Here is a 21,404-nt window from a genome sequence, read left to right as displayed (position 1 = left end):
TGTTCTCAGGAACCAACTCACAATTTTTTGGTTGCTCAATAGGTATTTATACTTTAAGAAGAGATGAAAACCTTTGCAATCTAAAGGATTCAGAAGTATCTCCATTAGGCTGACAACACTTGATTAAGCCATTAAAAGTTAGTAAAGTTAACAAAAATCAGCAACGGCTTCATAGAAATGACGCTTGAAGAAGCCCTAACAGCTTTGGAAAGGATTCTTGGTAAAGGGTCGTTAAATGACCTCCAAGAACTGATCGTGCGCCAATCCTGGGAGCAGAAAACTTATCCAGAAATTGCTGCAAGCTCTGGTTACGATGATGGCTACGTCAAGTATGTAGGCTTCCAGTTATGGAAGACGCTTTCAGACGCACTAGGGGAGAGGGTTAGTAAAAATAACTTTCGGGCTGTTCTAAGGCGATGGCGATCGCACTCGCTCAATAACACTTCCAGAGAAGTACCAGACACGACAGCCCTAACCCCTTCAGCCCCCCTTTCTTACGAGGGAAGGGGGGAGTTTAACTCTCCACTCGTTGCAGGAGAGAGGCAAGGGGAGAAATCAGCCGAGATTCATTCACCTTGTCGTCAAGACTGGGGTGAAGCCATTGATGTGTCAGTTTTCTATGGACGCTCTTGGGAATTGGCAACATTAGAGCGTTGGATTATCCAGGATAAGTGTCGATTAGTAGCGATGCTGGGAATTGGTGGAATTGGTAAAACGGCTTTGTCTGTCAAGTTAGCTGAGCAACTTCAGGGACAATTTGAATATGTCATTTGGCGATCGCTTCACAACGCCCCCTCACTTGAATCGCTTCTTACTAACTTGATTGACTTCCTATCGAACCAGCAGGAAGTTGACTTACCTGAGGATATTAGCTACAAAATTTCGCGACTTCTCTACTATCTTCAAAAGCATCGCTGCCTAATCGTACTCGATAATGCCGAGACAATTTTAGCTAGTCCTACAACACCAGAGAAGGTTGAGGGATGTAAGGAGTATGGCGAACTCTTCAAGCGAATTGGAGAATCGCGCCACCAAAGTGTCATCGTGCTAACGAGTCGAGAAAAGCCTAAAGAGGTAGCGGTACTAGAAGGTGAAACGTTTCCAGTGCGCTCATTGCAACTGTCAGGTTTGACAACTACAGAGGGACGAGAAATCTTCAGAGGCAAAGGAAACTTTTCGGGTTCGCAAGAGGATTGGCAAAGCTTAATTCAGTCGTATGCAGGTAACCCTTTAGCGTTGAAGATTGTTGCTACAACCATTCACGATTTATTTGATAGCGATATTTCTAATTTTCTTTCCCAAGGAACAGTTGTTTTTGGGGATATTCAAAATCTTCTGGATCGGCAATTTTGTCAGTTGTCTAAGTTAGAGGCTGAGATAATGTACTGGCTAGCGATTAACCGCGAACCTGTTGCGATCGCAGAACTCAAAGCTGACTTGGTATCACCTAGCCTACCGTCTCAACTACTAGAGTCATTGGAATCTCTAGAACGGAAGTCACTGATCGAAAAAGGGGTAGCTCGCTTTACCTTACAGCCTGTCCTCATGGAGTACGTGACGAATCGTTTAGTCAAGGAAGTGTGTCAGGAAATAAAGACCAAAGAAATTTTTCTTTTCAAAAATCACGCACTGCTCAAAGCTGTGGTGAAAGACTACATCAAGGATATTCAAATTCACTTCATTCTTAACCCTGTCAGCGAGCAATTGTTGCGAGTGTTTGGCACTCCAGATAACCTTGAAACTCAGTTAATGGCAATTATTTCCTCTATCAGAGGAAAGCTACCCATTAAAACAGGCTACGTTACTGGAAATACGATTAATTTGCTATTTCATCTGAAGCAATGTTTAAACGGTCATGACTTTTCTCGGCTTACCGTTTGGCAAGCAGACTTAAAGGGCATGAATTTGCACCATGTTAATTTCTCTGGTTCCGATCTAGCCAAGTCTACATTTACTGAAGACCTTGGCTACGTTTTCGCAATGGCAGTCAGTCCAGATGGCAAACTTTTAGCTACGGCTGATAGTCATGCCATGATTCGTTTATGGCGAGTTGCAGACGGACAACAACTATTAAGTTGGGATGGAGAATGCCCCGGTTGGACACGCGCCCTTGCCTTTAGTCCTGACGGCAAAACCCTGATTAGTGGCAGTGACGACAAAGCTGTAAAACTGTGGGATGTCAGTACGGGGCAGTGCCGCAAAACATTGTACGGAGACGGGCATACGGGTTGGATATTATTTGTTGCCTTCAGTCCTCAAGGTGAATCCGTAGCGAGTTGTAGTGAAGACGCAACCATAAAACTATGGGATATAAATACAGGTCAGTGCCGCAAAACCTTTCGAGGACATACCTCTTGGGTTTCCTATGTTGCCTTTAGCCCTGATGGTCAGATGCTAGCGAGTTGCAGCGTAGACAAAACAATCAAACTTTGGGATAGCAATACGGGTCAATGTCTTAAAACATTAGAGGGACACGAAGATGTAGTCGGGTTCGTGATGTTGAGTGCTGATTCCCAAAACCTGATTAGTGCTAGTGAAGACCAAACGATTAAAGTATGGGACGTTCAGACAGGTCAGTGCAAAAGAACGTTACCAGGGGGACACAATGGTTGGGTGTGGTGGTCTGCGGTTGCCCTCAGTTATGACAACAAAACTTTAGCGATTGGTAGTAGAGACCAAACGGTTAAGTTGTGGGATATTAGCACGGGTCAGATATTGAGAACGTTACAACACAGTAGTGGGATTCGTACCATAGTTTTCAGTCCTGATGGTGAGACGCTTATAGGCTCTCATGACGATCAAACGCTGAAAGTGTGGAATGTCTTGGATGGTAGGTGCATCAAAACATTTCAGGGATATAGTAGCGGCGTGTGGTCTATTGCATTCAGTCCCAATCACCAGTTTTTGGTTAGTGGTGGTGCAGACCAATTAGTGAAAGTGTGGAATGTCTCAGATGGTAAATGTTTGCCTAGCTTTAGGGGTCACACGGACATGGTTCGGTTTGTTGCCTATAGCCCGCAAGGTGATACCTTAGCCAGTGGTGGTGCCGATCGCACAGTGAAGCTCTGGAATATCTCGGATGGTAGGTGCCTGAGAACCTTTTATGGTCATATGAATTGGGTAATGTCTATTGCCTACAGCCGGGATGGTCAAACCTTAGCAAGCGCTAGTTTAGACCAAACGGTGAGACTCTGGGATATTAATAGTGGACAATGCCTCAAGGTTTTACAGGCTCACGAAACGTTAGCGCTTTCAGTAAGCTACAGCCCGGATGGTCAAATCCTAGCGAGTGGTGGTGCAGACCATAGGGTAAAGCTTTGGGATATTAATACTGGAGTATGTATCAAGGTTTTAGAGGGACACACGAATTGGGTGTTTTGTGTCGCTTTTAGCCCTACCAGTCAAACCTTAGCGAGTAGCAGTGTAGACCGAACGATCAGGATTTGGGATAGTCGTAATGGTAAGAGCCTTGGTATCTTGCAGGGTCACGCGAGTTGGGTCAACTCTATCGCCTATAGTCTGGATGGTCAAATTCTCGCCAGTAGTAGTTTGGATGGAACGGTGAGGCTGTGGGATATCAAGACGGGTGAGTGCCTGAGAGTGTTGCAAGATCACACAAGCTGGGTGCTTTCAGTTGCTTTCACTACAGGCGAAAGATTTTTTCCTGACTTGAGTCAAGTTCTTGTCAGTAGCGGTGATGATCGCACAATACGATTTTGGAATGTTGAGACGGGTGAATGTCTCAAGATACTCAAAAGTGACAGACCTTATGAGGGGATGGATATCACTGGTGTTGTTGGGATCACTGAGGCTCAGAAAATAACACTCAAAGCATTAGGTGCGATCGCAAACTAGCTGGTGTCCAGCGAGAGGATTAATTGCGTCGTTTTTGCTGTTGTTCAATGAGTCTCAGGAGCATTATTCATTCATGGAATTAGCTTTCACCAAGATATGCCTTACGAACTGTTTCATTAGTCTGCAAGTCTTTCGCTGTACCTGCTAGAACGATTTGACCTGTTTGTAATACATAGCCGCGATGAGCAACGGTAAGAGCCATCCGGGCATTCTGTTCTACTAGCAGAATCGTTGTTCCCTGCTCATTAATGTCTTTAATAATCGAGAAGATTTGGGTGACTAGCATCGGTGCTAAACCCATACTCGGCTCATCTAGTAACAATAAACGAGGTCTTGCCATCATCGCGCGACCGATCGCAAGCATTTGTTGTTCACCCCCACTGAGCGTTCCTCCTTTTTGAGTGAATCGTTCTCTCAATCGGGGAAAAAGATGTAATACTCGTTCGATATCTGACTTAATGCCAAGAGAATCCTTGCGGGAAAACGCTCCCATCTCTAGATTTTCCTGCACCGTCATCCGGGGAAAAATCAGACGACCTTCAGGACTTTGGGAAATACCTAAACGGACGATTGCTTCTGTTGATAACGTCTCTAATGCGCCTCCCTCAAACAGGATTTTGCCTTCACGCGGTCGTAATAGCCCCTGAATGGTTCGGAGCGTTGTTGTTTTACCCGCCCCGTTACTACCAATTAAGGTGACGATTTCCCCCACATCGACGTGTAGTGAGACACCTTTGAGGGCATGGATATTCCCGTAGTAGGTATGAATGTCTTTAATTTCAAGCATAGTCAGAGTCCTGAGTGCTAAGTTCTGAGTCCTGAATCGCAGGGTCTGAGTGGCTAAGCACTTGCTCCTCTGCATCTTCTTTACCCAGATATGCCTCAATCACACGCGGGTCAGCACGAACTTCAGCGGGACTTCCTTCAGCAATTTTTGAGCCGTACTCCATCACACTAACGCGATCGCTAATTCCCATGACCACCTTCATATCATGTTCAATCAACAAGATCGTCAAATCCAGTTCATCACGGATGCGGTGGATAAAGCGTGTCAAATCAGCCGTCTCATTCGGGTTCATCCCCGCCGTTGGCTCATCCAAGAGCAATATCTTCGGTTCGCTGGCTAACGCCCGTGCAATCTCCAACCGTCGCTGGTCACCATAGGAGAGGTTCTTGGCTGTCTCGTATGCTTTTGAAGCTCCTAAACCCACAAAGTCTAGGAGTGAGAGGGCTTTTTGTTCGGCTTCCCACTCTTCGTGGCGCACAGACGGCGGACGGAATAACGTTCCAATTAAGCCCGTTTTTAAGCGGCAATGCCTGCCCACCAAAACATTCTCCAGCACGCTCATGTTACTAAATAGGCGGATATTCTGGAACGTCCGGGCAATTCCCAGACTAGTCAGCATATCTGGACGTGCGCCCGTGATATTTCTGTCCTCCAACCGTAGCTGACCTGCTGTAGGGATATAGATGCCCGTGAGCATATTAAAAAATGTGGTCTTTCCTGCACCGTTTGGACCAATCAGGCTGGCAATCATGCCTTTTTCTAGCAAGAGATTGACCTGTTTAACGGCTGTTAAACCCCCAAATTGCATCGTGAGTTGACGCGCTTCCAACAGTGGCATTACTGACTCCTTGCGTCTGCTAACGACTCGTTAATCTCCTCAGCATCCGAGTGCAGTTCGGCTTGACGTTCTGCACTTGGCACCAGACCCTCTGGGCGAATGATCATCATGATCACTAAGGTTAGACCAAACAGGAACAGACGCATCTGGATCGGATCGACACTAACGGCGAGAAAGTCTCTCAAGGCTGGATTTCCAATGTTCGGTAACACGGAAGTATTCAACAAACCCTTTAGGACTTGCGCTAACTGAGGGAGAAAAAGGCGATCGGCTGATGTAATCAGTAGGCAACCTAAAAGCACGCCTGGAATACTACCCAGTCCACCCAAAATTACCATACATAAGATGATGACGGAAACGTCAAATCCAAACACGCTAGGAAAGATAGCGCTGATATAAGCCCCATAAAAAGCACCTGCAAATCCAGAGAAGGTTGCTCCCATTGCAAACGCTAATAACTTAGTTCGGACTAAGTTAATCCCCATCGCGCTAGCGGCAAGTTCATCTTCCCGAATTGCCGTCCAAGCCCGTCCCAAACGTGAACCCCGTAGACGACTAATCATGAAGGTTGAGCCAACGACTAACGAAAGGATTAGATAATACCAAGGTAGAAATTGACCCGCTTGGAACGTGCCGACAAAGGGAAGTGAGGGGCGACCAATGGGGTTAATGCCTGCTTCACCTCCAGTCAGGTTAAGGGCTTTCTCACAACCCAAGAGGCAAATTGCCATCTCTGGGCGACCGATTAGACCCCCAATAGTCTTGGAGATTGGCTCGTAAATTTGGACACTCGTGAGATTACGAAAGACAATCGGCACAATTTCACCAAACCCCAGAGTCACGATCGCTAAATAGTCACCACGTAACGGTAAGGTGGGAGAACCGAGAATCACCCCCGCGACAGCCGCGACAGCAGCAGCAATCCAAATCACGATCCAGAAGTTCCACTCCACCCCCAAGAAAGGAGAAGACAACAAGCCAGTGGTATAGGCTCCAATCGCAAAAAAGGCAGCATAGCCTAAGTCCAGCAACCCCGCATAGCCCACCACAATATTGAGTCCCAAGGCTAATAGGGCGAAGATTAAGATAGTGATTACCTGCTCAATCCAGTTGGTCTGAGCTGCCTGATCGAGGAAAGGAAAAGTAATTAAGATCAAAGCCAGCAGACCTAGAGTCGCTTTCTGGCGATTTTTCCCTAAGCCTTGGAGCCAACCTGCGATTCCCCCTGCCACAGTCGCAACAACTAAACCAACAATTCCAAAAATTAATGTCTGAATCACTCCTAAACCTGGTCGCCCACTGGCTGGACGCAGAATCAGCCCTTCAATCAAGCTGGCGACCAAGATCCAAACCCCTAGTACTAGCCCCTCCCTAGTCCCTAAACGTGCGCCGATTTTAGGGACAGGAACCCGCTTCCCTTGACAAGCCATTACACCTGCTCCTACTCCCACTAGCCAGCCGGCAAGCGCACCACTCCAACCACCAAAGAGTAGTACCGTGATGGCGGCGAGTATCCCCAGAATATTCCCTGACTTGGTAGTCTGCTTTCTTGCTTGCTTTTTCATGGTTGTCCTTTGTCAGTGGTCAGTCATCCAGTGGTCAGTTATTGGTTGAAGCAAACCAATAGACCATACATAGACAACGGACGAAATCTTATACCTTTTCCTGCACATTCTCACCGAGCAAACCACCAGGTCGGAACACCAAAATCACAACCAAGACAGCAAACACCCATGCATTAGTCCAGCGACTTGACAGGTACTGGTCGCTCAATGATGAGAGTACTCCAATTAACACACCCCCCAGCATTGCACCAATGATATTGCCGATTCCTCCCAAGACGGCGGCAGTAAATGCCCGTAAGCCGGCAGTAAAGCCCATCGTAAAGACAATCGTATTGTTATACAGTCCGATCAACAGCCCTGCCGCTCCTGCCAATGCTCCACCAATCAAAAAGGTGAGGGCAATAATCTGATCGACATTAATCCCCATAATCTTTGCAGCGTCCCTATTTTGGGCAACCGCTCGCATCGCTTTACCCGGACGAGTATATTGCACAAACAGATGCAACCCTACCATCAGAGCCGCAGCAACAACCAACACAATCAAGTCTTTGGTTGTAAAAGAAAAATTGCTCTGAATACCCAGCGCTTTCAGGATATCAATGCTGGGTAAGAGGTCAGGAAAGTTTTTTGGGGCAGCAGAGTTGTTTCCCATTGATGGGATAAAAGCTCTCAGTCCTCCCCAAAATAGACCCGTGTTCTGGAAAATGAATGAAACTCCAATAGCAGAAATCAAGGGTGCAAGTCGGGGGGCATTGCGTAGAGGTCGGTAGGCAAAGCGTTCAGTCAGGACATTCAGCCCTGCACAGACAATCGTCGCGATTAGTAAAGTAGCAAGTATGGGAATAATGCTTGCTCCCAGTGATGCCCCATCAGTCACTCCAAATGCACTGAGGGCAGTAAGGGCAGTAAATGCCCCTAACATATATAAGTCGCCGTGGGCAAAATTGATCAGCTCAATGATGCCGTAGACCAATGTATAGCCCAACGCAATAATCGCGATAATCGCGCCGTTGACAATGCCTACCTCAAGTTGCTGAAGTAGGCTTAATGGACTACTGGCAATTTCCCCAACAATGCGGGGGATGTCAAGTCCGGCAATTGGCCCCAGCAGTAGAACTAAGTAAGCTACGGCAAGATACAGTAAAGTCTTCTGCCATCGTTTCATATAGGTTTGGCTGTAGACAGCAGAGCGCGTCTAGCTTAAGGGTCTAATAACTCGATGTTGTAGGGGTTGATCCTAAAAGATTCTAGATCGATTTTGTTGATGGTCGATGGTGCATTACCATCAACCATCATCCCAAAGCAATGACTTACTTCGCTTCTAAAGTTGTCACATACTCAAACTTCCCATCTTTGACTTGGCTTCCTGACAATTTTTTAATGGTCGTATCACCATTCTCATCAAAGCTCCACGTTCCCAGCAGTCCTGGAAAATCCTTGGTTGCCATCACTGCATCCCGAATCGCAGCACGGTCATTTTTGCACACTTGATTGATGGCATTAATCGCAACCTTGCCAGATTCGTAACCGTAAGCAGCATACACTTCCGGTTCGGCGTTGAATTTCTTCTTGTAACTTTCGTACCATTCCTTTCCTTTACCCGTTAGTGCTGTCGGTGGTATGCCACCAAAGGTTGCATAAACTCCATCAGCGGTAGGTCCAGCCGCATCAACGAAGTCTTGGACAAGAATGCCATCTGGTCCCATGAACTTGACTTGCTCCGGTGTCATTCCAACCCCACGCATATCCTTGACTAACTGCGCGGCGTTGTTGTCAATAATCCCGCCAAAGTACACCATGTCGGGGTTGAGAGCCTTGATCTTGGTCATCACGGATTTATAGTCTGGAGCTTTTGGGTCAATCCCCTCGTGTCCCAGTACCTCTATCCCTAACTTTTTGGCGGTTGCTTCAAAGATATCGGCAATCCCCTTACCATAAAGCTCTTGGTCATCCAGGATATAGACACGTTTCACGCCTAAAGATTGTGCCCAATTCGCTGCGACATTTCCCTGGAGGTCATCGGCTGGAACGACACGGGCGTAGTTGCGTTTGCCATTGGGATAGTAAACGTTAGGTTCGTTGGCTTCGCCCGTTCCTGGTTTGGTTAGACCAGGGTATGTGTTTGCAGGGCTAACCATCGCCAAGTCAGCTTGGTTCAGGATGGGGATAGATAGCTTAGCCGCACCAGAGTTGTAGTGACCGATGAAGGTAACAACTGACTTATCCGCAACGGCTTTGTTCGCATTGGCAGTTACCGCCGCAGGCTCCCATTTTCCAGCAGCGGCGGTAGCATCGTCATACTGTTCAAATTGGATTGTGATTTTGCCGTCACAAGCTTTTGATTCGGTTTCATCTAAAGCTTGCTGAATGCCATTAACGATTGTTTGAGACTGTCCCAAAGAAGCACCTGTCATTGGCAGACTGGAAACTATCTTGACGGTGTTTTCATCGGCGGTGGCACCACCCCCTCCCTGAGTGCTGGCGGTTGTATTACCACCAGATGTGTTTCCACAAGCTGCTGCCAGAAAGCCTGTAGCTAGAGTAGTGAGGGCTAAGGCGATCGCAAAACGAGGCTTAAGGGTGTTTTCTAAATTGAGCTTATTCATCTGTTGTGTTTCACTCCTCTGCTCCCGAAAAGCAGATCCGATATTGAGGAATAGATTAGATTTTAAGCTGATCTTCCCCCTAGCGACAGATAAACTGGCTACGCTTCTATGAAGTAAGGTTACGCTCTGGCAGAGAATGCTCAATCCTTTAGAAACGCTAGGGCGTGTCTGCAAACTGACAGACGCGCCCTAAGAGCGAGTAGTAGTTAGTAGCCTGATGTGCCGACTTTATAAAGCGAACTTTCCCAACCTACAGTCTTGGATAAGCCTAGAGAGCCACTTCATATAAGTGAAGTAGCCTTTTGAACGGAGAGGGAGGGATTCGAACCCTCGGTATGGAGTTACCTGCCATACAACAGATTAGCAATCTGCCGCTTTCGACCACTCAGCCACCTCTCCAGGGTGACAATTAGACATGATAGCAGATCTTGAAGACTTGTTTCCCCATTAAATTTTGGCTTGGTGTCGAAAGTGTCAATTTTTCCTCTAATTGTTTGCTATAAATCTTAAGTTAAGGAAGCAGAATTTCGCTTTTTGCAATTTTCTCTTCTAAAAGGCATACTAACTTTGAAGCAAGTAAAAGCTCTCTATTTTAATTGGTAACCACCTGGTTTAATGCCTCATTTCCTAAAACAATAAGGTTAGAGACTGCTGTTACTGTCTAGCGAAGAGAGATTTTCAGAGTTGTTACGAGCTTGAAGTGCAGGATTAGGAATTGCAAAACACAAACCGTAATACACTAATTCTAAATCGTAGTACGTAAATGGTAATTAGTAATACGCGAAATACACAAAAAATCAAAATCTATTCCTTTTTGGTGATTGACGATGCAGTTTTTTTTGCTTAATCTTTGTTAAAGTATCTAAGCAAAAGTTAATAGTGAGTGCTTGGCAGGGTAGAAAGACAAGTGTCTAACCTACCTAAGCTTCGTCACAATCCAGGACTACGAAACCTATGGACATTACAAATAAAAAGCACATTGCTCTCATCTCAGTTCACGGTGACCCAGCAGTAGAAATTGGTAAAGAAGAGGCTGGAGGACAAAACGTTTACGTGCGGCATGTGGGTGAAGCCCTCGCTCACCAAGGCTGGCACGTTGATATGTTTACTCGTGCATCGAGTGCTGAACAACCAAAAATCGTTGAACATGGTCCGCATTGTCGGACCATTCGTTTATCAGCGGGTCCAGAGGCGTTTGTACCAAGAGACGAGATATTTGGGTACGCGGGTACGTTTGTCAATGAACTCCTGAAGTTTCAACAAGAGACAGGAATTCAGTACCCTTTGGTACACACAAATTACTGGATTTCTTCCTGGGTGGGAATGCAGCTTAAGAAGCACCAACCGCTTAAGCAGGTTCATACCTATCACTCATTGGGTGCTGTTAAATACAAGTCAATTACAACGATTCCGATGATTGCCACCACCCGCTTGAGTGTGGAAAAAACAGTATTGGAGACAGCAGAGCGAATTGTGGCAACCAGTCCGCAAGAACAAGAACATATGCGATCGCTTGTTTCCACGAAGGGCAACATCGACATCATTCCCTGCGGCACAGATATTCAGCGATTTGGTTCTATTGATAAGCAAGCTGCACGGGCAGCACTAGGTATTGACTCTGATGCGATTGTCGTCTTCTATGTAGGACGCTTTGATGAACGCAAAGGAATTGAAACCTTAGTACGGGCAGTTGGTCAATCACAGTTTCGAGATAACGAGAAGCTAAGATTAGTGATTGGTGGTGGTTCTCGCCCTGGTCAAAGTGATGGGAAAGAACGCGATCGCATCGAAGGCATTGTCGCTGAACTCGGTTTGAGCAACATCACCAGCTTCCCCGGACGTCTTGGCGATACCACGTTACCCGCTTACTACGCAGCGGCTGATGTTTGTGTAGTTCCCAGTCACTACGAACCCTTTGGTTTAGTTGCCATTGAAGCAATGGCAAGTGGTACACCCGTTGTTGCCAGCGATGTCGGTGGTTTGCAATTCACCGTCGTTCCTGAACAAACAGGTTTACTTGCCCCAGCAAAAGATGAAGCGGCTTTTGCAGCAGCGATTGATCGGATTATCTCCAATCCAGAGTGGCGAAACCAGCTAGGAGCAGCAGCAAGAACACGGGTTGAGAGTAAGTTTAGCTGGGATGGTGTCGCGCATCAGCTAAGTGATCTCTACACCACGCTACTCGAAAAACCAGCGCTCGAAAAACCAGCGAAAGTGTTAGCACAAGCCAGCGCTTAAAAGATTCCTCCCCACACTCAACATATTTGGGAATTGCCTGCTTGCCATGAGAGTATTATGCTCTCAGCAGCAGGCTTAACTTATGTCCAAGGATCATCTATTGCTGTCTTGCCTGCTGTCTCAGAAAAGTCTGCTTCTCGCAGTGCTTCTTGAACCAACTGCTGCACTTCTGAATGGACTTGTTCATAAGCTTCTGACGTACACCAGGGGCGCAAGTAGAGGATTGTTGTCCTAGGTGTAATCGAAAAAACATGGCAAGTAGTCCTTGGTTTATCCAAAACCAGAGGATGGGGTTGCACCAACGATAAAAGCAAGATAATTGTCGGTTCAATTGGGCGATCGCCAATATCAACTTTTAAATCCACCCGTCGCGTCCCTAACGCTGTCGTATTTTTCAAGACACCACTGAAGAGATTATTATTTGGCACCGTAATCTTGACATTATCGGGTGTTACCACAGTGGTTGAGAAAATCCCGATCGCATCTACCACACCCTTAACCCCTGATGGGCCTTCAATAAAATCACCCACCTCAAATGGGCGCTGGTTAATCAACATCACACCAGCCGCGAAATGGGATAGGGTATTCTGCAACGCCAAACCAATCGCTAAACCAGCAGCACCCACCACAGCAACGACACTGGCAGCCTGAATCCCCAACGCACTCAAAAAAGCAACGATTCCAACCACCAACGTCAGAATTTCTGATGCCTGTACCAGGAACTTGCGTAACGTTGGCTCAACTGGACTAAACGCTCTGCGCGTGGCGCGACCAACTAAGATAATTGCATAGCGGGTAGTGAGTAGAATGCCAAGCGCCCATAAGACTTTCGTCCCCACCTGAAAGGCCAGACTCAGTAGCTTTTGGTTAAACAGGGAGGCGACATCAATAGCCAAAATCATCATTGGCAACCTACTTTTTTCTACATTCCTGACGAAAGTTTAACAAGATGGGGAGCGGGGAGTAGCGAGTGGGGATTGGGGAATTGGGAATTGAGATTGGGGAATTGGATGCACACATACTCCAGACACAACGTTATAAGATAAGTGCAAGCTCTACATAAACTTTCGTTCACCACGAAAATTACGAAAGTCTCTTGTTCCCAATCCCCAATCCCCTATGCCTCTACCAAATTTAATCGGTCTAGAACAAAGGCATACTCAAAGGCAATTTCTTTTAGGCTCTCATAACGTCCGGATGCACCTCCATGTCCTGCACCCATGTTGGTTTTGAGCAGGAGAAGATTATTGTCGGTTTTTAATTCCCGAAGTTTAGCTGTCCATTTTGCGGGTTCCCAGTATTTAACGCGAGAATCGTTTAAGCCTGCGGTAATTAGAATGTGCGGGTAGTCTTGCGCCTTGACGTTGTCGTAGGGCGAGTAAGATTTCATGTAGTCGTAATACGTTTTGTTGTTGGGATTGCCCCATTCTTCCCATTCCATAGCAGAAAGAGGAAGGGAAGTATCGAGAATTGTTGTTACTACGTCTACAAAGGGAACAGCGGCGTGTGCGACTTTAAAAAGATCAGGACGACTGTTGAGTACAGCACCCATTAATAAACCGCCAGCACTGCCGCCGGAAATTGCAAGGCGATCGCTTGCTGTCCACTTTCGGGTAATCAAATGCTCAGCACAGGCAATAAAATCAGTAAACGTGTTTTTCTTGTGTAAGAATTTGCCCTCTTCATACCATTTACGCCCCATTTCTGCACCACCCCGAATGTGCGCGATCGCAAATACTACCCCACGATCAAGCAGCGAGAGTCGAGTAGAGGAGAAAGATGCTGGGTAGGAAGCACCATACGAGCCATAGGCAGTGAGGAACAGAGAGTTTTTGCCATCTTTTTGTATTCCCAACTTGTAGACAAGGGAGATGGGAATCTGCGTGCCGTCTGAGGCAGTCGCCATAATTCGCTCACTTTCGTATTGGGTTTTCTCATAACCACCCAGTACTTCTGTTTCTTTTTTCAACTCACGTTCGTGGGTTTCTAAGTCGTAGTCGAAAACAGAGGAAGGTGTAATTAAAGACGTGTAATTGAATCGCAAAGTCGTGGTATTAAATTCCGGATTACTCCCTTCATAAACCGAGTAGGTTGGCTCCGGGAATGTTATCTCGTTTTCCTCACCCGTTGAAAGTTTTTGCACCTGTATAGTGGGAAGTCCAGCCTTTCGTTCATAGATAACTAAGTGGTCAACAAAGGCACTAACGCCTGAGAGCATTACATCATCTCGATGGGGAATTACCGTTTGCCAGTTTTCCTTAGCTGGAGAGGCAACCAGAGTTTGCATCAATTTAAAGTTAAGGGCTTCGTCATTCGTGACAATGTAAAAGCGATCGCTATGATGCTCGACGCTATATTCCATCCCTTGCTGGCGAGGATGAATGACTTGAAAAGAACCAGTAGGATTATTCGCATCTAAATAATGAACTTCTGAAGTAATGTTGCTACCCAAGCTCATTAAGAGGTAGGCTTGGCTACGGGTTTTGCTAATCCTAAGGAAGTACGCTTCATCCTTTTCATGGTAAATCAGGACATCTTCATCAGGAGACGTTCCCAAAGTATGCCGAAAAAGTTTAAAAGGTCGATTTGTAGCGTCAACTTTCGTATAAAATACTGTCTTATTATCGTTACCCCAAGCAAAAGAAACATAGGTATCAGCTAAAGTTTCTGGGTAGAGCTGAGATGTCGTCAAGTCAAGAAAAAACAACGTATATTGCTCAGCACCACTTGTATCAACTGAATAGGCTAAAAGTTGATGATTTGGGCTAGCTTGAAATACCCCTAAATTAAAGAATTCATAGCCTTTAGCCAGTTCATTTTGGTCGAGTAGCACTTGTTCAGGGGCATCGAGGCTGCCCTTTTTTCGGCAGTAAATTGGGTAAGATTTTCCTTCTTCAGTGCGTGAATAGTAGTAGTAGTCATCTTTCCGATAGGGCACTGAAAGGTCAGTTTCTTTGATACGGGCAAGCATTTCGTTGTAGAGACTAGCTTGCAGTGCTTCAGTATGCTGCATCATCGCTTCTGTATAGGCATTTTCGGCTTCTAGATAGGCGATGACTTCCGGATTAGTGCGATCGCGCATCCAGAAGTAATCGTCAAGCCGCTTATCTCCATGCAATTCAAGTACCTGTGGCTGCTTTTTGGCGCTGGGTGGAGGTACCGCAGCCAACAGGTGATTTTCTTGAGCCATTATCTTGTAACCTTCATTGAACCTACTGGATGATTGCCGTTGATTAATCCTTCAGCAAGACGCTAAGTGTACTGATAGCGGAGGGAAATCGCTAGTGCTGTGATTAAAAATTTTACCTTTGAAGCCGAGTCAGCCTGAGACTTTTACACTGCCTTTTATCTCAGTGCAGAGCCTATTTAACGAAGTGATACCAAATCCGTGTCTGCTACTCCCTTTTTCAAATGCTTGCGAAACTTTGTAGAGACGTTCCGCCGGAACGTCTCTACGACTCACTTTTCCCTTCTGCCTTTTGCCTTTTGCTATATGAGACGCGATCGCACTAAATCCCAAATTCCTCTTCTTCTCAATGCTGTCATCTGCGATCACGAGGCAAAAGGTAATCACGACACCACTGGTTTCACATATTCCTCACACCACTGAATCATCTCCCACAAAACGTGACCAACACTCTCACGTCCCCGATAGCCGTGGTCTTCCAAAGGTAACTCCACCCAGCGTACTGTACCCCCCAATCCTTTAATTGCTTCATACAGCCGCTCACTTTGCAAAGGATAAGTACCAGGGTTACTGTCAACGGCACCATGAATTAGTAATAGTGGCTTACTAATCTTGGCAGCATGAGTCAAAGGAGATAAATGAATGTAAGTCTCAGGCGCTTCCCAGAACGTGCGTTGCTCTCCCTGAAAGCCGAAGGGTGTAAGTGTACGGTTGTAAGCGCCACTCCGCGCAATCCCTGCTTGGAACAAATCACTATGAGCCAGTAAATTAGCAGTTGTGAAAGCACCATAAGAGTCACCTCCAATCACCAGACGGTTTGGGTCAGCAACACCCCGACTCACTACACAATCCACAGCAGCTTTTGCTCCCATCAGTAATTGCTCAACGTAGCTATCATTGGGTTCTGCGTCGCCTTCGCCAATAATCGGTAGTGTGGGATTATCTAGAACTGCATAGCCTTGGAGTAGGAGAAACAGTACTGAAGCCCCATAAGGACGGCTAAAGGTATTCTCAGCCGTGGTAATTTGACTCGCTGTTGTTGTGTCCTTAAATTCTTGGGGGTAAACCCAAAAAACCATCGGCAGTGCCCCATCCCGATTGAGGTCATAGCCTGGAGGTAGGTATAAAGTGGCAGAGAGTTGTACGCCATCAGCTCTTTTGTACTGAAGCAGTTCCTTATGGACATAAGCCAATTGGGGGGCTGGGTCTTGATAATCGGTTAACTGTACTACTGATGGGGAGTTGTGTTTATACAAGAAGAAATTAGGCGGTTCTTGCTGAGACTGGCGTTGAGTGATGAACTGTTCAGCTTGATCATCAAGGACATCGACTATCTGCTCGAAGTAAGGAGCTTTCGCTTGCCACAGCCGTTTGCTTTCTCCTGTTGCAAGTTCCATCTGGTCAAGGAAGGGGTAAACTCCTGATGCGGAAGCACCTCTCCCTCTGAAGTAGATGGAATTACCATCGGGAGTGAACCGCAGCACTTCCTTCCCATAATCACCAGGAGTCGTCAGGGGTGAACCTGGGTCACTGTATTGGTCTTGGTAATTGCGCTCAACAAGCAGTTTGGGGTCAGAATTGGGTGCTTTGAGATTAAGATGCCAGAGTCGTTGCTGGCGGTTGTCGTACCACCACTCCCACACCAAGGCAACATCGTCTCGTCCCCAAGTGATATGTTGAAAACGGTATTCAGATTGCCAGAGTTCGGTAGGCTGGCTGGTAAATGGTGCTTCTAGCTCAAAGAGGGCATCTCGCTTGTCTACTTTGCGCCCTGCATCACCCCCGTCTAGCGCTTCCACCCAGTAAAGTGTTGCACCAACATCTGCCCGCCAGTTAACTCGTCTTCTGCCTTGGCGAACGGAACCGAACTTAATGGGGATATCATCAGCAAGCGGTAAGTCTGCTACTTGATAGATGAGCTTACCTGTGCGATCGCAAACCTCTACTTTTTCGGGAAATCGAGAGGCTGGCACTTGGTAGGAAAAGGGTCGATGCAGAGTGGTGAGTAGAATGAATTTCCCGTCTGGTGAGGGAGTAGCATCGTCAATCAGTGCAGGGCTGAGTAAAGGAGTTCGCTTGCCATCCAACGAGACGTGTTCTAGTGCAGAGGTGAGGTAGTACTCGAATAGTGCCTCGTCTTGAGCATTTTGCAACAGGTTGGTGTAGGTAATTGCTGGGGCTTTGCGTCCCAGATTTTCTTGTACAAGCGGACCCGTTGGAACTGGGGAGGCAACGGGTGGTAAGCCTCGATCAGCAGGTATGACTTTGCATAATAACCCTTCGTCTCCTGGCAACCATTTATAAGGACTTCCGTAGGTGGCATTGAGTATCGGGTCAGTGAGGCGGCGCGGTGTGCCAGATGGCAAGTCTACCACCCATAGTTCAAGCCCTGATTCTTGAGTTAGGGTAAAGGCAAGTCGTTGCCCATCCAGTGACCAACGAAGAAAGCCGATGCGCGAATCTAAAGGTAGGTCAAGGGAACGTGTCGCACTAGAATTGATGGGTTTAATCGTGAGGCGACGATAGGTGGAATGACGTGCTGGGGCGTTGGTGTTTGGGTTAATCCGGAATCCAGCTAAGGCAATCTCTGGTTCAGCGAGTTCTGCAATGGGAGGTAAAGGCGATCGCTCTAACTCCACTAGCCACTGATTATCGGGAGACAACATTAGGGCTGGCGGGAACGGAGCATCTAAAATCTGGTTAATTGGAGCAGGTGGCGACTGCCATCCTAATTGAGTATCACTAGACAGAGGAGTTGTCATTAGCCACGTAGAGGTAAAAGGAAAGCTTAACAAACAAAACTTTTCTTTTGAAACCACCATGCACGGCGATGTTAACTCTAGTCTTGATGAGGTGGAGTTGTTGAGAGTTAATAGCGCGATCGCTCTCTAAAGGAAGCAACTGTCAGAGAGTGTCAGGGTTGATACCCCTTTGCTGTAACTTGGCTAGAAGATTTTGAAGCTGTTGTTGGGAGGTTAGTGCTACTTCTTCTGGTGTCTGGTATCGGTTACCATCTTGGTCATACCAATATAACCACTCCCGCGTGAGTCCCTGATAGGTTCCTCGTTCACGCCCAATTCCTAAACCAACCTCAGGCATCCAGATTACATCCCCAGGTTGTAGAACGTATTCTCCCTCAACTAAGCGATAAACTTCTAATGGTTTGCGTCTACGACGCTGACGTGTTGGTGCATATATGGTGTAGTACAACACTCCTAATTCGGCATAGTCTATTTTCTTCTGTTCGTATTCGCCGTTGTAGGTTTTGGAGACGACTTCTAAAACCCAGATGGGGACAATTCCATCTTCTTCCCACAGAACATAGCTAAGTCTTCCCTCTTCACCAACAAATCGCTCTACACCTAAACTTAGGAAGGCATCTGGAACAATAGCGGGTTGATTTGGGGTGTGGTAAATCCCCATGTTGATGCCTAAAAACCAATCCTCTCGTTCTTGCCAAATTAAAGCTAGGATTGCTAACAACAAATTGGGAATTAAAATTTGCAGTTCATTATCCACAGGGGTGTCATCAGAATCTGGTAATTCTGCTGATGAGGGCAGACAGTGTAGAGGATTGTAATTTATCATTATTACGCTCTTAATGATTAACTCTAGTTTTACAATTCATTCTCGGCGTTTTCAACTACCTTTGTATAATTTTGATTCACTTCAGACCGCTCCTCACATCCGTTTTTTATGGAATTACAGGAATTAATACCTTGAATGTAATCTTTGAGAATGCTGTTACGAGCTGGATGACGCAGCTTACGGAGTGCTTTTGCCTCAACTTGACGAATCTGCTCACGATTGACATTGAAGATTTGACCAATTTCCTCAAGCGTCTTCATGTTTCCATCATCTAATCCATAACGTAGACGTACTACATCTCGTTCGCAGGGACTAAGGGTATCTAAGACAGATTCTAGATCTTCCCGGAGGAGATTTTTAGAAACTTTGTCTTCTGCCGTTTCATCATCAGCTTCAATCAAATCTCCTAAGCATAAGTATTCTTGTGTGTCTTTCCCATCAAACCAAGGGTCTTTTTCTACATCAACAGGGATAGGGGTTTCCAGGGAAATTGGTAGCTGAGTGATTTCAGCGATAAATCGAAGCTTTTCAATGCTCATTTCCATACGATCAGCAATTTCTTCCTCTGTGGGTTTGCGATGCATTTCTTGATAAAGAATTTTAGTGCTTTTTTTGATCCGTGAGATTGTTTCGTAGAGATGAATAGGTAAACGAATAGTACGGGATTGGTCGCTGAGCGCTCTTGTAATTGCCTGTCGAATCCACCATGTAGCGTAGGTAGAAAACTTGTAGCCTTTTTCGTGATCGAACTTTTCAGTGGCTCGAATCAAACCTAGTGAGCCTTCTTGAATCAGGTCTGGGAACGATACTCCCCGATTCATATATTTCTTAGCAATTGAAACAACCAAACGCAAGTTTGACTCTACCATTTTGTCTTTTGCCCGATACCCCAAGTAGAGGCGACGACGAAAAGCTGGTAATGACATGTTCACCTCTGTTGCCCATTCGCTGTCTTCCGGCTCTCGCTCTAATTGATCAAACAAACGTTCACGTACCCGCTCTAATTCCAACAAGTCAGCAATTTTACGAGCAAGTTCAATTTCTTCGTCTGCTCGCAGTAGCTGTATACAGCTAATCTCTTGTAGATAAAGGCGTATTGAGTCTTCTGTATAAAACTTTTTCTTAGTTTGAACAGGATAGGTAAAGGACGAATTGGCTTGCTGTAGTGATGGCTGGAAGTTGATTGCTCTGTATTTAAGTACAGATGATAAGCTGGGTACACTTTGTACCCTAAATGTTGAACCATCTGGATTAGTAATTATCGTTCCTGGCGTAGGCAATATTGTCCTGAACTTCCTCACCCTCTGTTGCCACTCTTGGAAATGTTGATTTAGCACCTCTGGTTCCAACTGGAATATCTGTGCTGCCTGATCACGTAGGGCGATAACAATCAATGCGTGTTTTAAAGACAATCCGTAGGTTTTGTTTACTGCCTCCATATAAGCAGCACATTGAATTTTATGTTCATGTATCTGCTCCTGCTGATAAGCTTTATCGGCAGTTTTCCAATCTATTAAGCAAATCACTCCATCTAACTGCACGATGCAGTCTACTTTTCCCCAATAACCCAGTTCTAGGTGAAATACTGATGCTTCTACGTGCAGCACTCGTTGTATCCCTCTTCTGTCACTCTCCGAAAACTTTTGCCATTGCTGAAGTCTAGAACTAACCTATGGTAGGCGATCGCAGACTTTTTCCTTCATAGAAATTGATCAGAGTAAGGAAATTGCCAAAATTAGATGAGCAAACGCTGTATTCCCTAATCTACCTCCTTTGTAGAAAATACTAATAATAGGAAAAACCGGAGAGTGACAGAAGAGGGGTATAGTCAATCTAAATGAGTTGTGAAAAGGTTATACGGAACAATGGATAAAATAGAAAAAGAATTTGAAGGAATAAGCAATGATAAATGAGTCGGAAGAAAATACAATTCAATCTTTAAAAGACTTCATCAAGAGTAATCCAGACCCTAGAGAATTGAAAAGGGAATTGGCAGTCAAGTTAGCTTTGGAAGGGTGGGCTTATCGAGCTATCCAACAAAGTCTAGGAGTATCTTATGGATTTATAAGCAAGTGGAAAACCTGCTTTCGAGGGCGGGGAATATCAGGAATTAGATTAGCGTACAAAGGACGGGAAAGTTTCTTAACAAAAGAACAAACAGAAGCTGTAATAGCTTGGATAATATCACAAGAATACTGGGATGTATCGGAATTGGAGGTTTATTTAATAGAGCAGTATGACGTGGTGTTCCAATCCCCGCAAAGCTATTATGAGCTTCTAAATAAAGCTCGGATAAGTTGGCAGAAGGGGCAACAAATAAATCCCCGAAAAAAGCCGGAATTGGTAAAAAAAAGAACTCAAGAAATCGCCGAACTTCTCGAAAGTAGACGGCAGGAGATAGAAGATGGAAGCCTTGTGGTCTATCTCATAGACGAATGCCACCTCCTGTGGAATGACATTTGTGGTTACCTGTGGAATTTAATTAAAGAACCTCGAAAAATTCCTCTAACCAATCCCAAAGAAAGACAAACCTATTATGGAGCTTTAAATCTAATGGGGTCAGAATTTATTCTAGAAGCTTATCAGGCAGGTAATGGAAAATGGACGGTAGACTTTGTCAAAAAACTACTAGAAAGAAATAAGTCAGCAAAACTCTTACTGATTTGGGATGGAGTTAGCTATCATCGTGGTCTAGAAATGCAGGAATTTTTAGCGCAAGAAAATCAGGGATTATCTCCCT

The 21,404-nt window shown here is 45.7% G+C and carries 12 protein-coding genes, 1 tRNA gene and 2 pseudogenes; 3 read left to right on the top strand and 12 right to left on the bottom strand.

Translation table 11 applies throughout. The features are described 5' to 3' along the window. Positions 1-177 precede the first annotated feature (177 nt). Positions 178-3,855 (top strand): NB-ARC domain-containing protein, encoded by a 3,678-nt coding sequence (locus tag H6F98_RS17210; protein ID WP_192219929.1) that lies wholly within the window; start codon positions 178-180, stop codon positions 3,853-3,855. Positions 3,856-3,934: 79 nt separating this feature from the next. Here H6F98_RS17210 and H6F98_RS17205 read toward each other — a convergent pair whose 3' ends face one another. The 6 genes from H6F98_RS17205 to H6F98_RS17180 form a co-directional block, all read right to left on the bottom strand. Further along, positions 3,935-4,642, bottom strand: coding sequence for an ABC transporter ATP-binding protein (locus tag H6F98_RS17205; protein WP_192219928.1), 708 nt, complete (start codon positions 4,640-4,642; stop codon positions 3,935-3,937). Then, on the bottom strand, positions 4,635-5,480 hold the full coding sequence (locus H6F98_RS17200) for an ABC transporter ATP-binding protein (RefSeq protein WP_192219927.1): 846 nt from the start codon (positions 5,478-5,480) through the stop codon (positions 4,635-4,637). Before H6F98_RS17200 ends, H6F98_RS17205 begins: the two co-directional genes overlap by 8 nt. After that, on the bottom strand, positions 5,480-7,045 hold the full coding sequence (locus H6F98_RS17195; protein WP_192219926.1) for a branched-chain amino acid ABC transporter permease: 1,566 nt from the start codon (positions 7,043-7,045) through the stop codon (positions 5,480-5,482). Before H6F98_RS17195 ends, H6F98_RS17200 begins: the two co-directional genes overlap by 1 nt. An 88-nt stretch (positions 7,046-7,133) precedes the next feature. Further along, on the bottom strand, positions 7,134-8,210 hold the full coding sequence (locus H6F98_RS17190) for a branched-chain amino acid ABC transporter permease (RefSeq protein ID WP_192219925.1): 1,077 nt from the start codon (positions 8,208-8,210) through the stop codon (positions 7,134-7,136). Positions 8,211-8,355: 145 nt separating this feature from the next. Then, a complete protein-coding gene (locus tag H6F98_RS17185) occupies positions 8,356-9,651 on the bottom strand; it encodes a branched-chain amino acid ABC transporter substrate-binding protein (protein ID WP_192219924.1) in 1,296 nt (431 codons plus the stop codon). A gap of 307 nt (positions 9,652-9,958) precedes the next feature. Continuing rightward, positions 9,959-10,050: transfer RNA gene (locus H6F98_RS17180), tRNA-Ser, on the bottom strand. 555 nt (positions 10,051-10,605) lie between these two features. On the opposite strand from H6F98_RS17180, the gene H6F98_RS17175 reads away from it, so the two are divergent. Next, positions 10,606-11,889 carry a glycosyltransferase family 1 protein gene (locus H6F98_RS17175; RefSeq protein ID WP_192219923.1) on the top strand — a complete coding sequence of 428 codons (1,284 nt, stop codon included), beginning with the start codon at positions 10,606-10,608 and terminating at the stop codon, positions 11,887-11,889. Between the two features lie 80 nt (positions 11,890-11,969). On the opposite strand, the gene H6F98_RS17170 is transcribed toward H6F98_RS17175, so the two are convergent. From H6F98_RS17170 to H6F98_RS34115, 6 genes and pseudogenes are all read right to left on the bottom strand, one after another. Continuing rightward, on the bottom strand, positions 11,970-12,794 hold the full coding sequence (locus tag H6F98_RS17170) for a mechanosensitive ion channel family protein (RefSeq protein ID WP_192219922.1): 825 nt from the start codon (positions 12,792-12,794) through the stop codon (positions 11,970-11,972). Between the two features lie 212 nt (positions 12,795-13,006). After that, positions 13,007-15,079, bottom strand: a complete 2,073-nt coding sequence (locus H6F98_RS17165; RefSeq protein WP_192219921.1) for a S9 family peptidase — start codon at positions 15,077-15,079, stop codon at positions 13,007-13,009. 380 nt (positions 15,080-15,459) lie between these two features. Next, the gene (locus H6F98_RS17160; RefSeq protein ID WP_192219920.1) at positions 15,460-17,838 is read right to left on the bottom strand and encodes a prolyl oligopeptidase family serine peptidase; all 2,379 of its coding nucleotides are present in this window, start codon (positions 17,836-17,838) and stop codon (positions 15,460-15,462) included. A gap of 142 nt (positions 17,839-17,980) precedes the next feature. After that, a complete protein-coding gene (locus tag H6F98_RS17155) occupies positions 17,981-18,664 on the bottom strand; it encodes a Uma2 family endonuclease (protein WP_192219919.1) in 684 nt (227 codons plus the stop codon). A 131-nt stretch (positions 18,665-18,795) separates the two neighbouring features. Beyond that, positions 18,796-19,794 (bottom strand): annotated as a pseudogene (gene rpoD, locus H6F98_RS34120) (RNA polymerase sigma factor RpoD); the annotation flags it as partial. A 174-nt stretch (positions 19,795-19,968) separates the two neighbouring features. Further along, positions 19,969-20,295 (bottom strand): annotated as a pseudogene (locus H6F98_RS34115) (PD-(D/E)XK nuclease family protein); the annotation flags it as partial. Positions 20,296-20,566: 271 nt separating this feature from the next. On the opposite strand from H6F98_RS34115, the gene H6F98_RS17145 reads away from it, so the two are divergent. Continuing rightward, positions 20,567-21,404: IS630 family transposase (locus H6F98_RS17145; RefSeq protein WP_192219917.1), on the top strand; the 838-nt coding region annotated here is incomplete at its 3' end.

Origin of the sequence: Microcoleus sp. FACHB-SPT15 (assembly GCF_014849525.1) — a bacterium.
In the GTDB taxonomy this organism is placed as follows: domain Bacteria; phylum Cyanobacteriota; class Cyanobacteriia; order Cyanobacteriales; family Coleofasciculaceae; genus Symplocastrum; species Symplocastrum torsivum.
Note: the sequence above shows the minus strand (reverse complement) of the source record. Positions and strands in the feature narration are given on the sequence as shown.

What these genes read in the sequence shown, in the direction of transcription:
- H6F98_RS17210 (WP_192219929.1), top strand. Translation starts at nt 178, where the DNA reads ATGACGCTTGAAGAAGCCCTAACAGCTTTGGAAAGGATTCTTGGTAAA.
- H6F98_RS17195 (WP_192219926.1), bottom strand. Translation starts at nt 7,045, where the DNA reads ATGAAAAAGCAAGCAAGAAAGCAGACTACCAAGTCAGGGAATATTCTG.
- H6F98_RS17200 (WP_192219927.1), bottom strand. Translation starts at nt 5,480, where the DNA reads ATGCCACTGTTGGAAGCGCGTCAACTCACGATGCAATTTGGGGGTTTA.
- H6F98_RS17170 (WP_192219922.1), bottom strand. Translation starts at nt 12,794, where the DNA reads ATGATGATTTTGGCTATTGATGTCGCCTCCCTGTTTAACCAAAAGCTA.
- H6F98_RS17160 (WP_192219920.1), bottom strand. Translation starts at nt 17,838, where the DNA reads ATGACAACTCCTCTGTCTAGTGATACTCAATTAGGATGGCAGTCGCCA.
- H6F98_RS17175 (WP_192219923.1), top strand. Translation starts at nt 10,606, where the DNA reads ATGGACATTACAAATAAAAAGCACATTGCTCTCATCTCAGTTCACGGT.
- H6F98_RS17165 (WP_192219921.1), bottom strand. Translation starts at nt 15,079, where the DNA reads ATGGCTCAAGAAAATCACCTGTTGGCTGCGGTACCTCCACCCAGCGCC.
- H6F98_RS17185 (WP_192219924.1), bottom strand. Translation starts at nt 9,651, where the DNA reads ATGAATAAGCTCAATTTAGAAAACACCCTTAAGCCTCGTTTTGCGATC.
- H6F98_RS17190 (WP_192219925.1), bottom strand. Translation starts at nt 8,210, where the DNA reads ATGAAACGATGGCAGAAGACTTTACTGTATCTTGCCGTAGCTTACTTA.
- H6F98_RS17205 (WP_192219928.1), bottom strand. Translation starts at nt 4,642, where the DNA reads ATGCTTGAAATTAAAGACATTCATACCTACTACGGGAATATCCATGCC.
- H6F98_RS17155 (WP_192219919.1), bottom strand. Translation starts at nt 18,664, where the DNA reads ATGATAAATTACAATCCTCTACACTGTCTGCCCTCATCAGCAGAATTA.